General features: G+C 46.9%; 15 protein-coding genes, 1 tRNA gene and 1 other annotated feature (1 of these 17 running past the window's edge). Of the genes, 5 read left to right on the top strand and 11 right to left on the bottom strand.

Features of this window, described 5'->3' with window-relative positions; genetic code table 11:
* Positions 1-215: a binding site (T-box leader), on the bottom strand (it extends 33 nt beyond the left edge of the window).
* A gap of 144 nt (positions 216-359) precedes the next feature.
* Both ASG02_RS11480 and ASG02_RS11475 read right to left on the bottom strand, forming a co-directional pair.
* Complete coding sequence (locus ASG02_RS11480; RefSeq protein ID WP_035412579.1) at positions 360-1,247, bottom strand: carbohydrate ABC transporter permease; 888 nt, start codon at positions 1,245-1,247, stop codon at positions 360-362.
* Positions 1,244-2,131 carry a carbohydrate ABC transporter permease gene (locus ASG02_RS11475; RefSeq protein WP_052019165.1) on the bottom strand — a complete coding sequence of 296 codons (888 nt, stop codon included), beginning with the start codon at positions 2,129-2,131 and terminating at the stop codon, positions 1,244-1,246. The genes ASG02_RS11480 and ASG02_RS11475 overlap by 4 nt, the downstream gene beginning before the upstream one ends.
* 166 nt (positions 2,132-2,297) lie before the next feature.
* Here ASG02_RS11475 and ASG02_RS11470 point away from each other — a divergent pair, with 166 nt between their 5' ends.
* Positions 2,298-3,977 (top strand): formate--tetrahydrofolate ligase, encoded by a 1,680-nt coding sequence (locus ASG02_RS11470; RefSeq protein ID WP_035412576.1) that lies wholly within the window; start codon positions 2,298-2,300, stop codon positions 3,975-3,977.
* A 16-nt stretch (positions 3,978-3,993) separates the two neighbouring features.
* Positions 3,994-4,950, top strand: coding sequence for an alpha/beta fold hydrolase (locus ASG02_RS11465; RefSeq protein ID WP_235514033.1), 957 nt, complete (start codon positions 3,994-3,996; stop codon positions 4,948-4,950).
* A 71-nt stretch (positions 4,951-5,021) separates the two neighbouring features.
* Here ASG02_RS11465 and ASG02_RS11460 read toward each other — a convergent pair whose 3' ends face one another.
* On the bottom strand, positions 5,022-5,441 hold the full coding sequence (locus ASG02_RS11460; RefSeq protein WP_023467229.1) for a hypothetical protein: 420 nt from the start codon (positions 5,439-5,441) through the stop codon (positions 5,022-5,024).
* On the bottom strand, positions 5,438-5,983 hold the full coding sequence (locus tag ASG02_RS11455; RefSeq protein WP_231496925.1) for a hypothetical protein: 546 nt from the start codon (positions 5,981-5,983) through the stop codon (positions 5,438-5,440). The genes ASG02_RS11460 and ASG02_RS11455 overlap by 4 nt, the downstream gene beginning before the upstream one ends.
* Positions 5,984-6,152: 169 nt before the next feature.
* Here ASG02_RS11455 and ASG02_RS11450 point away from each other — a divergent pair.
* Together ASG02_RS11450 and ASG02_RS11445 are read left to right on the top strand one after the other, a co-directional pair.
* Positions 6,153-6,226, top strand: a tRNA-Gly gene (locus ASG02_RS11450).
* A 152-nt stretch (positions 6,227-6,378) separates the two neighbouring features.
* The gene (locus ASG02_RS11445; protein WP_056063552.1) at positions 6,379-7,188 is read left to right on the top strand and encodes an MBL fold metallo-hydrolase; all 810 of its coding nucleotides are present in this window, start codon (positions 6,379-6,381) and stop codon (positions 7,186-7,188) included.
* A gap of 53 nt (positions 7,189-7,241) precedes the next feature.
* On the opposite strand, the gene argF is transcribed toward ASG02_RS11445, so the two are convergent.
* The 7 genes from argF to argC are packed head-to-tail and all read right to left on the bottom strand — an operon-like array spanning position 7,242 to position 16,405.
* On the bottom strand, positions 7,242-8,171 hold the full coding sequence (argF, locus tag ASG02_RS11440; protein ID WP_056063549.1) for an ornithine carbamoyltransferase: 930 nt from the start codon (positions 8,169-8,171) through the stop codon (positions 7,242-7,244).
* Positions 8,168-11,200, bottom strand: coding sequence for a carbamoyl-phosphate synthase (glutamine-hydrolyzing) large subunit (carB, locus tag ASG02_RS11435; RefSeq protein ID WP_056063546.1), 3,033 nt, complete (start codon positions 11,198-11,200; stop codon positions 8,168-8,170). The genes argF and carB overlap by 4 nt, the downstream gene beginning before the upstream one ends.
* On the bottom strand, positions 11,190-12,248 hold the full coding sequence (locus ASG02_RS11430; RefSeq protein ID WP_056063544.1) for a carbamoyl phosphate synthase small subunit: 1,059 nt from the start codon (positions 12,246-12,248) through the stop codon (positions 11,190-11,192). The genes carB and ASG02_RS11430 overlap by 11 nt, the downstream gene beginning before the upstream one ends.
* A complete protein-coding gene (locus ASG02_RS11425; protein ID WP_056063541.1) occupies positions 12,245-13,390 on the bottom strand; it encodes an acetylornithine transaminase in 1,146 nt (381 codons plus the stop codon). Before ASG02_RS11425 ends, ASG02_RS11430 begins: the two co-directional genes overlap by 4 nt.
* Entirely contained in the window at positions 13,356-14,129 is a 774-nt protein-coding gene (gene argB / locus ASG02_RS11420) for an acetylglutamate kinase (protein WP_056063537.1), read from the bottom strand. The genes ASG02_RS11425 and argB overlap by 35 nt, the downstream gene beginning before the upstream one ends.
* Positions 14,126-15,343 carry a bifunctional glutamate N-acetyltransferase/amino-acid acetyltransferase ArgJ gene (gene argJ / locus ASG02_RS11415; RefSeq protein ID WP_035412548.1) on the bottom strand — a complete coding sequence of 406 codons (1,218 nt, stop codon included), beginning with the start codon at positions 15,341-15,343 and terminating at the stop codon, positions 14,126-14,128. The genes argB and argJ overlap by 4 nt, the downstream gene beginning before the upstream one ends.
* 30 nt (positions 15,344-15,373) lie before the next feature.
* Entirely contained in the window at positions 15,374-16,405 is a 1,032-nt protein-coding gene (gene argC, locus ASG02_RS11410) for an N-acetyl-gamma-glutamyl-phosphate reductase (RefSeq protein WP_035412545.1), read from the bottom strand.
* 507 nt (positions 16,406-16,912) lie between these two features.
* On the opposite strand from argC, the gene nhaC reads away from it, so the two are divergent.
* Complete coding sequence (gene nhaC, locus ASG02_RS11405) at positions 16,913-18,289, top strand: Na+/H+ antiporter NhaC (RefSeq protein WP_035412543.1); 1,377 nt, start codon at positions 16,913-16,915, stop codon at positions 18,287-18,289.
* Positions 18,290-18,363: the final 74 nt, after the last annotated feature.

The raw sequence follows: 18,363 nt of genomic DNA, 5'->3' as shown, positions 1-18,363 counted from the left end.
CCCATGTTAGCAACGATGTTGCTCACTCAAAAGACGAATCACTTCATCTTCGGCCATATGATAACGGACAGGCAACTCCGGCTACGCCTACTGACATTCGGGTTCGGGTAGCGACTCCGGGAGGTTCTTCGCATCTTGCTTCCGACTGGGCTCTCACCATCCCCAGCTCGCTATACGGTCGTACAAGGTGTTACTCTTCCCTTCAACGTCGTTGTTACAATTGAATTGAGAACATCGTACAACAGGTCGCAAGTATTTGAAAAGCCTTTTTTTCAAAAAAAATAAAAGTTATCAGATTAATCTGATGCATGAAACATAAAAAAAGCGTTCTCCTAGAATCGAGAACGCGCTTACAAAAATTATTTGATTGATCCACTTGTAATCCCTTGAATGATCTGTTTTTGCAGGGCGAAGAAGAATAGCAACAACGGAATGATCCCAAGCACGAGTCCGGCAAGAGCCAAGTCCCATTGTTTTGTATACTGTCCGAAGAAGTAAAACGTCGCGAGAGGAATCGTCCGTAAATCGACATCTCGTAACATGAGCGAGGGTAATAAGAAATCGTTCCAAATCCACAGCGTGTTCAAGATGATGATCGTCACTGTAATCGGCTTGAGCAATGGGAAGACGATGCGCCAGAACACACCCCATTGTGAACAACCATCAATGATTGCTGCCTCCTCGATTTCTTCAGGAATCGACTTCATGAAACCATGATACAGGAAGATCGATAGTCCAGAACCAAAACCAAGGTACATCAAAATCAGTCCCCAATAACTATTCTGTAATCCAAGATCCCCAGACAGTTTCGATAAAGGAATCATGATTGATTGGAATGGAATGATCATCGCGGCAACGAACAAGAAGAAGATGATCGTCGACAAACGTGTTTTCGTACGGACAAGCTTCCAGGCTGCCATCGAACAAAAGATGATGATGACCGCATTAGCACCGACTGTAATGATGACGGAGTTTAAAAAGACTTTTCCGAAGTTCATGGCTTCCCATGCTTCTGAATAGTTGGAAGTCATCCATTCCTTTGGTAGACCCGATGTGTTCGTAAAGATATCTCCCTGCGTCTTGAATGAATTCGAGACGACGTAATAAAACGGAATCATATACAGAAGCCCCATCAATAAGGCTGCTAGTTCGACCGTTCCAAGACGGAGTGAATAACGACCTCTCGCCTTTTTAGAGCGCTTTGGTTTCTCCTCTTGCGGAGTAGGTAACGGTTGTGCCGTACTCATGCTTCCACCTCCCGTTTTTTCGTCAGATAGACTTGAGTGACTGTAATCGCCGCAACAACAACGAAGAAGATGATTGCTTTCGCTGAACCGAGTCCAAGATTATTATTCGTAAACGATTCCTTGTAAATGTTTAAAGCAAGCATTTCGGTCGATTTGAAGGGTCCACCATTCGTTAGTGACAAGTTCGTATCGAATAACTTGAAGGACCACGAAATCGTTAAGAACAGACAAATCGTGACGGACGGCATAATCAGTGGCAACGTAATGTTCCGTAACGTCGATAGACGATTGGCACCATCGATTTTTGCTGCTTCAATCAGCTCTTGAGGAACGTTTTGTAGAGCCGCGATATAGATGACCATGATGTAACCGCCACCTTGCCAAATTGAAACGATGACGATACCCCAGAACCCTGTTCGGGCATCTCCTAACCATGGAAGTTCAAATATGCTCCACCCTGTCAATTCACCGATTGATGCAAAGCCTTTGACATAGATGAACTGCCAGACGAATCCGAGAATCAATCCACCGATTAAGTTCGGCATAAAGAATATTGTCCGTAAGAAATTACGTGTGCGAATATTTTGTGTCAATAAGAACGCCAAGATGAAACCGACGACATTCGTTAAGACGACGGCGACGACCGTATATTTCGTCGTCAACCAAAATGACTGCTGAAACTGCTCGTCACTCGTAAAGAGACGGACATAGTTATCAAAGCCGATCCAATTTAATTCTCCTGTTACACCATTCCAGTCCGTGAACGAATACATGACGCCATTGAAAAACGGTACAAGCACGATCACTGCGAATACAAGAAAGACCGGTCCGACGAAGAGCCAAAAATCAAGACCGCGTTTCCACTTCTTTTGTCCAGATGTCATTGTTTCATCCCTCCTCCACTCTACAGTACGTCTTTCACTTACACTTGAACACGTCACCATTTGACCCATTGGGTGGAAAATATTGAACGTTTTCTTTTGGCGCGTTCACACTAGATAGGCTACTATTAGAAAAAAGAGAGATCCAATCAAAGAGGGAGTCGATACCATGGAAAAGACCATTCGTTCTGACTTAGAAATCGCACAACAAACTGTCTTACGCCCGATTCGAGAAATCGCGGATCGGATTGGTTTGCAAGAAGAAGATTTTGATACGTACGGAAAGTATAAAGCGAAGTTGACAGACGGGCTGCTGAACCGGTTGGCAACGAAATCTGACGGCAAACTGATTCTTGTCACTGCTATCAATCCAACGGCTGCCGGTGAAGGGAAATCAACCGTCACTGTCGGACTCGGACAAGCACTACACCGAGCAAACCATAAGACGATGATTTGTTTACGGGAACCCTCACTTGGTCCGACGATGGGATTAAAAGGTGGTGCGTGTGGTGGTGGCTATAGCCAAGTCCTGCCGATGGAGGAGATCAATCTCCATTTCACAGGTGATATGCATGCGATCACATCTGCTCATAATACAATCAGTGCCTTGCTCGACAATCACCTGCATCAAGGCAACATTCTTGGCATTGATCCACGCCGTATCGTCTGGAAACGTGTGCTTGATTTAAACGACCGTGCCTTGCGCCAAGTTACGATTGGTCTCGGCGGTCCTGCACATGGCGTTCCGCGTCAAGATGGCTTCGATATCACGGTCGCTTCCGAAATCATGGCTGTCCTCTGTCTATCAGACTCTATCACGGATCTCGAACGACGCCTGAGCCGCATTGTCGTTGCGTATACGTACGATCAACAGCCGGTTACGGTCAAGGATATTCAAGCATCAGGAGCTGCAACGTTACTTCTAAAAGATGCGTTCCGCCCAAACCTCGTTCAGACCGTCGAAGGAACACCGGCATTGATTCATGGCGGACCGTTCGCGAACATCGCGCACGGCTGCAACTCTTTGATTGCTACACAAACCGCGTTGAAGTTAAGTGACTACGTTGTCACAGAAGCAGGATTCGGCGCTGACTTAGGAGCTGAGAAATTCTTCAATATCAAATCTCGGATTGGCAAACTCCATCCGGATGCCGTCGTCATCGTCGCTACGGTTCGTGCCTTGAAGATGCATGGTGGTGTAGACAGAACACAACTCAGCGAAGAAAACCTCGCTGCCTTAACGGATGGTCTTGCTTTACTTGAAAAACACGTTGAGACGATGAACTTGTTCGGTGTTCCTGCCGTCGTTGCCTTGAACCGTTTCTTTACCGATACGGAAGCCGAGCGGAACATGATTTTGACATGGTGCCAGGAACGAAATATTCGTGTGGCGGAAAGCGAAGTCTTCAGTAAAGGCGGTGCCGGCGGTGAAGCACTCGTCGCGGAAGTCATGCAAGCACTTGAGGAACCAAGCCAGTTCCGTCCACTGTACCCTGACGAGTTGCCGCTTCGTCAAAAGATCGAACGTATCGCAAAACGTGTCTATGGCGCAGCCGACGTTCATTTTGAAGACAAAGCCCTCCGCGAACTCGAACGGTGTACGGAGATGGGATTGAATCATTTACCGATTTGTATGGCAAAAACGCCATTTTCTTTAACCGATGACCCCGCTCGGTATGGTCGTGTCGAAGACTTCACGATTACAGTTCGTGAAATCCGACCATCGATTGGTGCAGGATTCATCGTTGCATTGACTGGGAATGTATTAACGATGCCGGGATTACCCGCGGTTCCTGCTGCCTTCCATATGGGCGTTTCGGAAGACGGACAGGTATTCGGACTTTCTTAATGAGAGGATGAGTTACATGACGATTGATCATTCACACTGGATAGCCTCTGACGGCTATACTACGACATTGCATAGCCTCGAAGCACATGATTCGAAAGGAGTCGTGATCGTCTTTCACGGGATGATGGAGCATGGCGCACGGTATGAGGAATTCGCAGAATTCCTCTATGCTCATCATTACCACACGATCATCGCAGATTTGCGCTGTTTCGGAACTCAAGCTGCACAGCGCGGGACACTCGGTCATCTTGAACCGAATCAAGGTTTTAATCAATTGATGCAGGACGCAGAAGAACTCGTCTCTGACATCAAAGAACGTTACCCGACGTTACCAGTATTCATTTTCGGTCACAGTTTTGGTTCGTTGATCGCTCGCCGGATTGGTCAAACACTCGGTCACACGGTAGCAGGAATCATCGCGAGCGGCCCTCCGACGAGCACAGGTTTACTCGGTAACATCAGCGAAAAGCTCGTCGAACGCCAAATCAATCAGCTTTCTTCTACACATCTTGCTGAACGTTTCGGACAACTGGTCTTCGGACGCTATAATCTACGTTTCTTCCCGGCACTATCGAAAAATGCCTGGCTCTCTTCGGATCCACAATCCGTCATGCGCTATGATGAAGATCCGTTATCCGGTCAAACGGTCACACTCGGGTTCTTCCATGAACTCTTGCACGCAACGAAACTCGTCAACGCACTTGCCTCCATCTATCAGCATCCGCGTCACTTACCACTGTTGCTCATTGCGGGTGGCGATGACCCGGTCGCATTTGACGGAAAAGGCGTCCATCATCTGTTCGATATGTATAACCGTGTTCGTGTCGATGCCGTACAGCTGACGATTTATAAAGGGTTACGCCACGAGCTCTTCCATGAGTTCGAACGTATCCGCGTTTTCGCAGATATCGCGAGCTGGTTGAATAAACAAGTCAACCCTGCAGCTACACGCTCATCTTCTCGTTCTTCTTAAGTCATATCGATCGATACAAAAAGGCAGCAGATCCAAGGATCTGCTGCCTTTTGAACAATCTATTGTGTACTTCATTGAATCCAAGTTAGTGAAGAAATCATCGCTTCGATTTCCTCGATTTCAAGCGTCTCGCGTTCTGCGGAGTATGTCAATAGGACTAGCCGTTCCCCGTCTGAATACGCATAGATGCGTAAGAAGATATCTTCTTCTTTCCCGTCTACTGCTAGCAATGCTTCTTTTGTTGAATTACGGCGGACTTCAAGTGCTCCCGTTAGTTCGATGCCGAACTCTTCTACCAACAGATTGATTTCTTGTTCTGCCGCTTCATACGGTGTCAGTTCTTCTGAATCGGACTCATAAATGGATAATTGTAGCGTGCCCATTGCATTTTCGTCTGTTGAATAAAAACTGACGTATGTTTCTTCTTCTTGATATTCAAATACCTTTGGATATTCTAGCGTGATCCAATGATCGACTGTGTACTGTTTCATTTGAATTCCTCCATTCGTTGTATCTCTTCAAAGCGAATACCCGTCACAGCCATACGCTCGAATTGTCGAGCGAGTTGAGCAGAGACGAACATGCGATGTGTTCGCTCATCTCGCATAAGATGATGCGGACATATCGAATCGCTGATTCGTCGCTCTGTCAAAAAATAGACGCGCCGTCTCGGAATCGGACGGAATACATCCGTCGTATGTAAATGTTCGATCCGACTGACAGATAAGAGATTGAGAAGATAGTACGGAACCACTCCGTCCTTCGTCTCAAGATGTACCTTGAGACATTGTACAGAAAAGGGCGCATATGCTGCAATGACTCGCTGCACACGTTCCGAGACGAGCGGCAGATCGAATGTGTTCGGAAGGACATCCGGTAGCAAATCCGCATCTTGATTGATGGAAAAAGCAAGTACACCTACGTTATGGAACCACTCTCCTATCAATAAGCGATGACGATCGAATTGGTGATGACAAATTGCTTCCCATCCTTTTCCCATCGGCTGTTCGCTCCAAACTCTTACTTCATTCACCAGACACTCTCTCCTCTACCCAACTTTACCCATATTACAAATCAAGATTACCAGTGTAAACGATTAACTAGTATTATTGTACACTGAATCTCAAAAGAAATTGCCTTTTTTCATAAAAGTTATGGAAATGCTCTCTTTGCTATGCTACTATATTTCATGTAGCCAATACGCGGGTGTAGTTTAATGGTAAAACCTCAGCCTTCCAAGCTGATGACGAGAGTTCGATTCTCTTCACCCGCTCCAATTATGACATAACATAGGTCTAGGACCATTTCCCTCTAGAGGGCAGGCGACTCGCGGCGTGCGAGTCGTCTTTTTTATTGGTTCTGCTGATGATTCCAACGAATTTATGGGTATACAACGATATAGATAGAGATTCGTAAAGGAGGATTCGTATGATTCAGATGAAAATGCCTGGCGTGACGATTTATCAAAGTACACTTATGAAAACGACCTCAACATTGATCGAGACGCCTGATTGTCTGATTGTCGTCGATCCTGGCTGGCTTCCTGATGAGATTGCAACGATTCGTCGAGACGTTGAAATCGTGCGTCGTGAACGACCATTATATGTCGTCTATACGCATGCTCATTTTGATCATATTTTAGGTGCTTACGCCTTTACGGATGCCATCGTCATCGCTTCTAAACCGTTCATCGATGTCGATCGACAAGAAGCGCTCAAAGCCGTTCAAGACTTTAACGATGAATTTTACATCGACTCCCCCGTGCTATTTCCAGATGTGACGCATGTGATCCATGAGTCTGAAACGATTTTGACGATTGGACAGACGAAGCTGATCTTCTTTATGACGCCCGGTCATGAAGCGACTCACCTTTCCTTCATCGTTATGCCACTTCACTTGTTAGTCTGCGGTGATTATGCTTCCGATGTTGAAATCCCTTTGATTGAACACGATTCCTCTGAATATTTGACGACACTCGAACTACTCGAGTCGTTCATTTATGAATATGAAGTCAAACTCTTGATTCCCGGACACGGTCACATTTGCGATGTCCGAACAGAGATGATTGAACGACTTCATCAGAGCTATGATTATATCCTCGCGCTCCGTGCCGGAAAAGAATCTGACTGGGCACCATCCTGGCAAACGACTCCGTTCATGAAACGTCTGCACGAAAAAAATAAGCGACTAGTCAAACAAGAACACGAGGAACGATTAGCACGGCGTCACTACGATTAACTTTCATCAACCAAAAGACTCGGTCGCTAAATCGGCGACCGAGTCTTTTATGATTATCCAAGTAATGTGACGAGTAACGCTTTTTGTGCGTGGAGACGATTCTCGGCTTGATCGAAGATGACAGATTGCTTGCCATCGATGACGTCTGCCGTGACTTCCTCCCCACGGTGTGCCGGCAGGCAGTGCAAGAAAATGGCTTCATCATTCGCTTGATTCATGATATCGTCATTGACCTGATATCCTTCAAATGCTTGCAGACGCATCGTCGCTTCTTCCTCTTGCCCCATGCTTGCGAAGACATCCGTATACACGACATCCGCACCACTCGCTGCTTCCTTAGGGTCCGTCATGACGATGATATTTCCACCGGTTTCTTTCGCGATGGCTTGTGCCTCATGAACGACTTGTGGATCAGGAGCATAGGCTGCTGGCGCACAAATCCGGACTTCCATTCCACTGAGCGCTCCACCAATCATTAGCGAATGCGCCATATTGTTCCCGTCCCCGATATATGTCAAAATCTTTCCAGCCCGGGTTCCGAATGTCTCTTCGATCGTCAGCAAGTCAGCAAGGACTTGGCACGGATGATGCAAATCCGTCAGTCCGTTAATGATTGGAATCGTGCCATGTGCCGCAAGTGTATCGACGATCTCATGACCGAACGTCCGGATCATGAGGGCATCGACGTAACGGCTCATGACTTGAATCGTATCAGAAAGCGGCTCCCCCCGACCGATTTGCATATCTGCTCCACTCAGTACGATTGGATGCCCGCCGAGTTCGACAACACCCACTTCAAATGATAGGCGTGTCCGCGTCGATGCCTTTTCAAACAATAAGGCAACTTTTTTATGGCTTAATACGTTTTGGTAAACGCTTGGTTGATGCTTGATATCTTTCGCGAGTGCCAATAGCTCCGTCAATGCTTCCGGCGTCAGTTCCGCCATCGTCAAGAAATGTTGCAGTTGTTGCATCGTCTTCATTTTACTTCCTCCTTGATCGGCTCTGTCCATGTATGAAGTGGCTTAATAGCATAAGAGGACTTTTCTACCGCTTGTAGATGATACTGTGCTAGTTCAGGTTCTGTCAGAACTTGTACTCCGGCAGCAAGCGCTGCTTCGCGACTCGTTTTTTCTTCTGTCACGTGTGAATAGAAAATCGCACATTGTGCCCAGTCGATCGTTTCATCTAACGCTACACCTGTTCCGAATGCCTCGGTATCTGCTCCAGCAACGATGATGTCTCTTGCGGTCAAATGTCGTTTCGTCGTCTCGTCGAAAATGAAACGCTCCAGTGCCAGTCCGTCTGTCGTCCATTGCAACGTTTCACCTGTCGAACGCATGACAGGGCCTGTTTTCGGATCGACTCCTTGTAGTTTCAGCGTTGAAAAAACAGGGGTCTTGACGGCATGGAAATTAAGTTTCGTCTGTTCTGTTGGTAGTGCGGCCGCTTGACCGACAGCAGCTTGGACTGCCCACTGCAAGATTGGTTGACCCGTTACTTTGGCGACGATCGGTAACGTGCGGGAGGCACGCGGATTGATTTCTAGCACGTAGACCTGATCGTCATGCAAGACGAATTGGATATTGTACGCTCCTTTATAATCCATCCGTTGCCCGATCATCTGTGCAATTCGTTCTACTTCGCTCTGAACGGTAGCGCTGAGCGATACAGGTGGTAGAATCATCGTCGAATCTCCAGAGTGAACTCCTGCCCGTTCCAATTGCTCCATCAAAATCGGAACGTACGTCGTTGTTCCGTCCGTAATGCAATCGACTTCGATTTCCTTTCCTTGGAGGTAGGCATCCACGAGGACAGGGAATGCTAATTCGGAAACGATCGTCTCTAATTGCTCTTGATCGTGGATGATATGCATCCCCTTACCTCCGATGACATAGGAAGGACGAATCATGACCGGGTAACCAATCGTTGTTGCGACTTCTATCATTTGTTCGTGTGTCGCCACTTCTTGTCCTGGAATACGATCGATCCCGATGTCATCTAAAAATTGATAGAACCGCTCACGGTCTTCCATTTGATCGATGACAGCTGCCGTCGTTCCAAGAAGATGATAACCGGCTGTCTCTAAACCTGATGCAAGCGCAATCCCCGTTTGTCCTCCGAACTGGACTAATACATCTTGGCAATCCTCTGCTTCTAGGACATGCATGACGTCTTCGAGTGTCAGCGGCTCGACATATAGGCGATCTGCGACTTCGAAGTCGGTCGAGACGGTCTCCGGATTATTGTTGATCATGATCGTTTCATAACCGGATGCTTGTAGTGCACGTACCGCGTGAACGGAACAATAATCAAATTCGATTCCTTGACCGATCCGAATGGGTCCCGCACCGATGACAGCGACTTTCTTTTTCGTCGATGTAGTGACTTCCGTTTGACCACTCCAGTTTCCGTAGAAGTAAGGAGTTGCACTCTTGAACTCTCCTGCACATGTATCAATCATATGATAGACAGGAAGGATGCCTTTCTCTTTACGTAAGTGCTCGATGTCTACAGCACCGACACCCGTCAGAAAGGCAATTTGTTCGTCCGTGAAGCCCATCATTTTTGTCTGTTTTAAAGAACTTTCATTCGATAAATCAATTTTTCGTTGCTGATCGACGAGGCGCTGGAGTACTTTGACGAATAAAGCTTGTACTTTCGTCTGTTCGACGAGTTCTTCGACGGTCGTTTCCTGACGATCTAGTAGTGCTAACATCGCGAGCAGACGACGGTCCGTCGGCACTTTTATTTCTTTCCACAATACGCCAGCCTCCGCTGTTTTCATCCATGTCGGATAAAGAGGCGATTGCTCGACTCCTGCACCACGCCACGCCTTTTGTAACGCTTCTTCCAGCGTCTTCCCCATCGCCATACTCTCACCGGTCGCCTTCATTTGTGTACCAAGTGTCCGGTTACTGTCAGTAAATAGATCGAACGGGAAACAAGGCACTTTTGCCGTGATATAATCCATCGTCGGTTCGAAGCTCGCCATCGTCTCCTTCGTGACAGGATTGATACAGTCGTCGAGTCGCTCACCGAGTGCAAGACGCGTCGCTAATTTCGCAATCGGGTACCCCGTCGCTTTGGAAGCAAGTGCTGAAGAGCGACTGACACGCGGATTGACTTCAATGACGAAGTAGCGTTCTTCCGTCGGGTGGATCGCAAACTGGATGTTGCATCCACCGATGACACCGAGGTGCGACACGATTTTACGCGCTTCCGTCCGCAATTGCTGATTCATTCGATCCGAAATCGATTGAATCGGTGCAAAGACGACAGAGTCTCCGGTATGGACACCGACGGGATCAATGTTTTCCATGTTACAGACGATGATCGTCGTATCTGCACTGTCACGCATGACTTCATATTCGACTTCTTTATAACCAGCAATACTCACTTCAACCAAACACTGTGAAATCGGACTTGCTTGTAAGCCGTTTTGCGCTAGCAGACGTGCTTCGTCCTTTGTCAGCGCAATTCCACCGCCCGTTCCCCCGAGTGTAAAGGCTGGTCGGATGACGAGTGGGACACCATGTACTGCCATGAATTCTTCAAGCTCTGCTAACGATTCGATCGTTTGACTTTCCGGGAGCGGTTGCGCGAGCTCGATCATCTTTTGTTTGAATCGTTCGCGATCTTCTCCGTCTCGGATCGTCTCAAGCGATGTCCCTAGGAGTTCGACACCGTATCGCTCAAGTACTCCTGCTTCTTCGAGTGACATTGCAAGATTGAGTGCCGTTTGTCCGCCGACCGTCGCTAGGAGATGGGACGGTCGATCTTGTTTGATGATAGCTGTTGCTTTTTCAAGAGTCATCGCCTCAATGTAGACATGATCTGCCGTGCTCGGATCCGTCATGATAGTAGCCGGATTCGAATTCATTAAGATGACCTCGCATCCCGCTTCTCGAAGCGCCTGACAGGCTTGTGTGCCGGAATAATCAAATTCTGCTGCTTGTCCGATGACGATCGGACCCGAACCGATGACGAGTACTTTCTGTTTATCCCACATATGCTACCTCCTGATGTAATACGGTATTTACGAATTGATCGAAGACGACCATCGCCTCTGTCGGTCCTGGACTCGCTTCTGGGTGAAACTGGACTGTCATGATCGGTAAAGCCGGATGAATCAATCCTTCAACGGATCCATCATTGATATGTTCATACGCAAGTTCCATCTCAGACGCTTCGATGCTTTTAACATCAACGGCATAACCATGATTTTGAGACGTCATGAATACTTGTCCGGATGCTAGATGACGTACAGGATGATTCGCTCCTCGGTGTCCATGATGTTGTTTTAATAAGGTACAACCGAACGCATGAGCGAGAACTTGGTGTCCCATACAAATACCAAGTGTCGGATAGCTCGTCGCCAGTTCACGGATTCCTGAAAGGAATGGATCTAGTTGCGTCGGATCACCAGGTCCATTGGAAAACAGCAGACCGTCTGGTGCCAGTGCTTGAATCCGTTCCGGTGTCGTATCGTATGGCACGACCGTCACACGCATATGCCGTTCAAGCAAAGCATCGATCATCGATTGTTTCACACCGTAATCGATACAGACGACATGACCCTCTTCGACTTCCGGAACGTATTCAACGTTTGAAGTCGTCGACACAGAAGCGATGTATGCTGCGTCTACTGACTCCGGTACTGTCATATTCTCCTGCATCATGTCTCCAAATTGGTCGCCCTCTGTCCGTAATAGATGTACAAGGGAACGCGTATCTACTCCCGACAAGATCGGAATATTCGCTTCGCCTAGCCAGCTTGCGAGTGATGTTCCTTGCCCATCCTCAGCCAAAGTTTGAACGATGACACCAGCGACTTGAATCTGGTTGCTTTCTGACGCCTCCGCTTGAATACCGTATTGACCGATCAACGGATATGTGAAGACAAGAATTTGCCCCTGATAAGATGGATCTGTTAAGACTTCCTGATATCCTGTCATCCCAGTAAAAAAGACGACTTCTCCTTTGACTGGAACTGTTCCTTGCCACGAACCGGTAAACGTCGTTCCGTTCGCAAGCGTTAGTTTTCCGGATTGTTTCATACGATGACCTCCTGTTGACAAACGAGTTGTATTTTTTCGATAGCTTGCGTGAGCTCTTGTTCCGTCACGAACAACGATGGCAACAAGCGAATGACATGAGGACCAGCCGAAACGACAAGAAGACCATTCTCACGTAAGGCGTCAATCAGCGGTGCAACAGGCATCGTACATTCAATACCAATCATCAAGCCACGTCCACGAATAGAACTCACGATCGACTTGGGTAATTTTTTTTCTAATTGTTGACGTAAATATTCACCTTTTTCTTGAATGTCTGCCATGACAGTGTCACTTAACAAGAGGTCAAGTGTTGCTTCTGCAGCTGTCATCGCGAGTGGATTTCCACCAAATGTCGAACCATGCGATCCGGGCGTGAATACTTCTGCTGCCTCTTCCGTTGCGAGTAGCGCACCAACCGCGAGTCCACTTCCAAGTCCTTTCGCAAGGGTGATGATATCCGGTACGAGTGGTGTCTGCTCAAATGCAAAACGTGAACCCGTCCGACCAATTCCGGTTTGCACTTCATCGACGATGATTTTGACATCGTATTGCTGCGCCTTCTTCATCAACGCTTCTAGCCACGCATCGTCAGCGACGACGACCCCACCTTCTCCTTGAATGATTTCGAGCCATACAGCAGCAGTTTGATCCGTAATTGCTGATAGGCTTTCCATCTCGTTAAACGGTAGATGTTTGAATCCATTCACCATCTCCCCGTATCCCGCTTTGATTTTTTCCTGTCCTGTTGCGCCCATCATCGCAAATGTCCGACCATGGAAAGATTGTTTAAACGTGACAACTTCTGTTTTCCCTGTCCATTTTCGAACGAGTTTGTACGCCGCCTCGTTTGCTTCAGCACCACTGTTACAAAAGAAAGCATGACTGAGATGACTGTCTTCCGTCAGTCGCTCGGCGACCCGCTCTTGTGCCGCGATTTGAAACAGATTCGACGTATGCCAAATTCGATTCAACTGTTCCTCTAGCCGTTGCTGAACATAAGGATGACGGTGCCCTGTGTTGCATACAGCGATTCCCATGATGAAATCAAGATACGTCTTTCCTGTCGCATCTTCTACGATCGATCCTTGTCCTTTGACCAATTCCACATCAGTACGTTGATAAGTGGGAAGTAGTGCACTCATGTAATTCCTCCTTGATTCGTGTCCCTGCAGCTAACGCATTTTTTCCCGATCGAATGACGACCTCTGAAATACCATGCTGAGTGGCCTGCATCATCGCTTCGACCTTCGGAATCATTCCCCCGTAAATTTCTCCCGACGCGATCGCAGCTTCGATAGCTGCAGACGTGATTTCTGATTGATAGTCACCGTTTACTTTTACACCTTCGACATCCGTCAACAATTCAAATCGGTCGACGGACCAAGCCTTCGCGACAGCAATGGCACACGCATCCCCGTTACTGTTCAACACACCTTGTTCCCCTGTGACAAGGGATGTGACGACCGGCACATAACCATTCGTACTCAACACTGTGAACAATCGTGGATGAATGTGCGTAATTTGACCAACTGCCCCGAGTCCTTTGACTTTTTTACCATGGACGCTCGCACCGTCTAACCCGCTCATCCCGACCGCTGGAATTCCTGCCTGATTCAATTGCTGGACGATCCCGGATTGGACTTCCCCTGCTAAGATCCGTCGCGCCCCGAGTAACACACCATCCGTCGTCACACGGACACCATCTCGAAACACGGGTTTGATTCCCTCTTGTTCACAGTAACTCGATAGAAGTGGGCCACCCCCATGGACGATCAATAGTTCGTTACCGGTTTCGACCCACGCTTTCCATTCCTCGAAATACTGCGCATCCAATTGCTCCCATACACTACCACCCAGTTTGATAACTTTTCGTTTCGTCATGTCCGGTAACTCGCATTGATTTTGACGTAATCGTACGTCAGGTCACAACCATAGGCGTGTCCTTGTCCTACTCCATCATTCAAATTGATATGAATTCGGACGTCTTGTTGCGCAAGGTCCTGCGATGCGATTGTTTCATCAAATAAAATAGGCATGCTCTGTTGTAACACCCACTGCGAACCAATTTTAATATCAACGTTTGATACATCAAGCGGCTCCTTGATACTTCCGACAGCAGCGATGATTCGTCCCCAGTTCGCATCTTCCCCAAAGATTGCTGTTTTGACGAGAGACGATCCGACGACTTGTTTAGCGACCATCCGCGCTACTTCATCGGTTTGTGTTCCCTTTACCGTCACTTCGATTAACTTCGTCGCACCTTCCCCGTCCCGCGCAATTTGTTTCGCTAAATCTTGACAAACCGTTTCGATGGCCTGTTCGAATGCGAATGCTTCGTCCGTACCTTCAACGATCGGCGCTCCCCCTGCAGCTCCACTCGCTAAAATCATGACCATGTCATTTGTCGAACTGTCTCCATCTACGGTAATGCAGTTAAACGTCCGATGAATCGTCCGGCGCAATAGTGTCTGTAAGACATCCGGTTCAATCGTTGCATCGGTCGTCAAGAACCCAAGCATCGTCGCCATGTTCGGATGAATCATCCCTGATCCTTTCGCTACACCACATACTGAAATTTGGACATCCCCTTGCATGTATTGTTGACCAGCTGATTTCGTACCGGTATCGGTTGTCAGGATCGCATGGGCGAAATCACTCGCGGCATCCTTGTCATTTGTAGGAATCAGCTGTGGAATACCTGCCAGTAACGTATCAATGGCTAACGGTTGACCGATGATCCCAGTCGAAGCGATGACAACTTGTTCAGGAGCGATCCCGAAATGTGTCGCTAACGCTTGTTGTGATGTATACGCATGTGATAGACCAAGTTCTCCCGTACAGGCATTCGCGTTCCCGCTGTTGACGAGGACGGCATGAATGCGTCCTTGTGACGCCTGAATCGCTTGCTTCGTCACAGTAATCGGTGCTGCTTGCACCTGATTCGTCGTATAGACAGCTGCGGCACTTGCTCCTTCCTCACACCAAATCAAACCAAGATCCTTTCGCTTTCGCTTTAGCCCCACGTGTACCCCTGATGCTTGAAATCCCTTCGGTGTCGTGATCGTCAATGGGGTCTCTACTTGTACTTGCCACACAGGCGTTCCTCCTCTTTCGTCTCCAAGTGTTTAAATAAAGATCGGTTGTTGGGTCAAACCAGACATTTCATCAAATCCTGCTAGAATGTTGGCATTTTGAACGGCCTGTCCGGCAGCACCTTTTTGCATATTATCGATGACCGAAACGATGGTAACGCGCCCTGTCCGTTCATCCTTATAGACGGTCAAATCACAGTGGTTGCTACCCACGACGGACTTAATCTCCGGATCGCTGTGTTGTACACGTATAAACGGTTCCGTTGCATACTGTTCCGTCAACCAGGATCGCCATTCTGCTTCTGATTGATCAAGGAACGGCTGGACCGTCATGATCGCCATGATGCCTCGATTGATCGGTAATAATTGCGTCGAGAACGTGATCGGATACGATGAACCGGTCCATTCCAAAAGTGCCTGTTCAATTTCTGGAATATGTTGGTGTTGATTTACTTTATATAAACGAACGTTTTCACTGGAATGGACATGATGAGTCTGTGTTGTCAACGTCTTTCCTGCTCCCGTTAGACCAGAAGATGCTTGGATGATGATTTGAGAGGGATCGATTTTTTTCTCTTTTACGAATGGTGCTAGTCCAAGAAGGACCGCTGTCGCATAACAACCGGGATTCGCAATCCATCTGCTCGTTTTGATTGCTTGACGATTCCATTCCGATAAACCATACGTCGCTTTTTGTTGTAACTGGGCATCAATTGGTTCCTTATCATACCAAGCTTCATACGATTCAGACGGTAGTCGTAAATCACCACTTAAATCGATAACGTAACCGGACCAATTTTGAAGTTGTTCTAAGTATTGTTTCGAGACTCCACTCGGTGTCGCTAAGAACACTATGTCTGTCTCTGTTTCCGTTAAATGTTCTACGGAAAAGGAAGATAATAATGAATACGTTTTTTTATTCATGAATGGGAATAACTCATTCATCGATTGTCCTGCCATCGAATCACTCATCAAACAAACGATTTCAAATGAAGGATGTGCTTCTAATAGCCTTAATAGCTCAATTCCGGTGTATCCTGTTACTCCGATGATGGTACATTTCATAACTGTACGCTCCCCTTCAAAGAATGTTATACCGATTTAAACATATGTATATTTATACTGTCAATTGAATTTTTATTAGTTTTTATGCAAAAAAGAAGCGTTGAAGTGATTGTCTTCTATAAGACAGCCCCTTCAACACTTCTTTTATATTCACTCATTTAACGCTTTTCAGCACGTTGTGCTACGAGATGATCGATCCCAAATACGCCTGCACCCATGATCGCAACGACTACTACAAAAATCATTGTAAACATATGTATCCTCCTCATCGTTCACAAAAATGTCATCTGATACTTCCTATTGTGCAAGATTTAAAGAAAAAAGGAAAGCGTTTACGACAAAAAATCGTCACATTTATACTCTTTTCTAATTCATTGGCGAATCTCTTATAGTTGACGCCAACGTTATTATTCGTTAAGATTACGTTTGTTCATTGCTTTCATGCATAAAAGCGTGTTAGCAACAGAGGACTATCATCTATCCATATTCTTTTAAGGAGGTGGAAGCATGCGCATGTCATTCCGTGAATCCGCAGCTATCCTAGGAATCAGCATCATCATCTTATTGTCCGCGTTATTCGGTGCTAAAGCCGAACCGCATCTTGCCATCTTATCCAGTCTTATTTTCGTCTCAGGATATGCTGTTTATCGTGGATTTAAGTTCGAAGACGTTGAACATCATATGATTCAAGGTATTCGGGAAGCGATTAAACCAATCTTAATCATGTTACTCGTCGGCATAACGATCGCAGTCTGGATGATGAGTGGCGCAGTGCCGACCCTTCTTCATTTTGGTTTATCCACTCTTTCGGCGACTTGGTTCGCACCGAGCGCCCTTCTCATTGCGATGGTCGTTTCGACCTTTACAGGCAGTTCATTTACGACGATCGGTACGGTTGGTGTTGCCTTAATGGGAATCGCAATCGCGTTAGGTGTCAATCCCGCACTTGCAGCAGGTGCTATCATCAGTGGCGCATGTTTTGGAGATAAGATGTCACCTTTGTCAGATACGACGAACTTTGCACCGGGAATCGTCAACGTTACCGTATTTGATCATATTCGTTTCATGATGGGAACGACGATTCCTGCCATCACGATCACATTTATTTTGTTCTTCATCTTTGGACGTAGCAGTGGCACGGTCGATTCACCTGCTGTTCAAACGACACAAGAGGAATTAGCCCGCTTGTTCCATCTATCACCATGGACGCTACTTTCTCCTTTACTTGTCATGGTTCTAGCATTGCGTAAGATGCCGGTCATCCCGACACTTGTAGCTGGTGTCTTAAGTGGTCTATTGTTAACAGGTCTCGTTCAAGGAAATTGGGACGTTTCAAATTGGATGGCCGTCATTCAAAACGGTTTAAAACTAGAATCTTCTAGTAAAACCGTCGCAGCAATCATCAGTAAGGGTGGCTTGCAATCAATGATGTGGTCCGTTTCCCTCGTCATGCTCGCACTCGCTTTCGGTGGTGTTTTACGCGGCATCGGTGTCATCGATGTCATCATTGAACGGACCGTTTCACGACTCAAACGCGATGGAAGTATCATCTCTGCTGTTGCCTTATCTTCCATCGGTGTCAACGTGATGGCTGGAGAACAGTACTTGTCGATTTTATTGCCAGGACAAGCATTTAAACGGGTTTTTGAAGAACGTCAGATTGATCCACGTTTCCTTTCTCGTTCACTAGAAGATGGAGGAACACTCGTCAATCCACTCATTCCGTGGGGAGTTTCCGGAGCATTCTTCGCTTCAACACTAGGTGTTCCGGTAACGGAATACATCCCGTTCGCATTCTTTTTACTTCTTTCACCATTGTTTACGTTCTTACTTGCTTTTCTTCGTCCGACTAAAGTCGAAACGAAACAGTCCCTCGCTTCTTAAGTCTATTTCATATTAGAGGTCCGATATGACATATCGGATCTTTTTTTCTGCCACTATCGCTTTTATTTCCAGTT

It is taken from the genome of Exiguobacterium sp. Leaf196, from assembly GCF_001423965.1.
Classification (GTDB): domain Bacteria; phylum Bacillota; class Bacilli; order Exiguobacteriales; family Exiguobacteriaceae; genus Exiguobacterium_A.
Note: the sequence above shows the minus strand (reverse complement) of the source record. Positions and strands in the feature narration are given on the sequence as shown.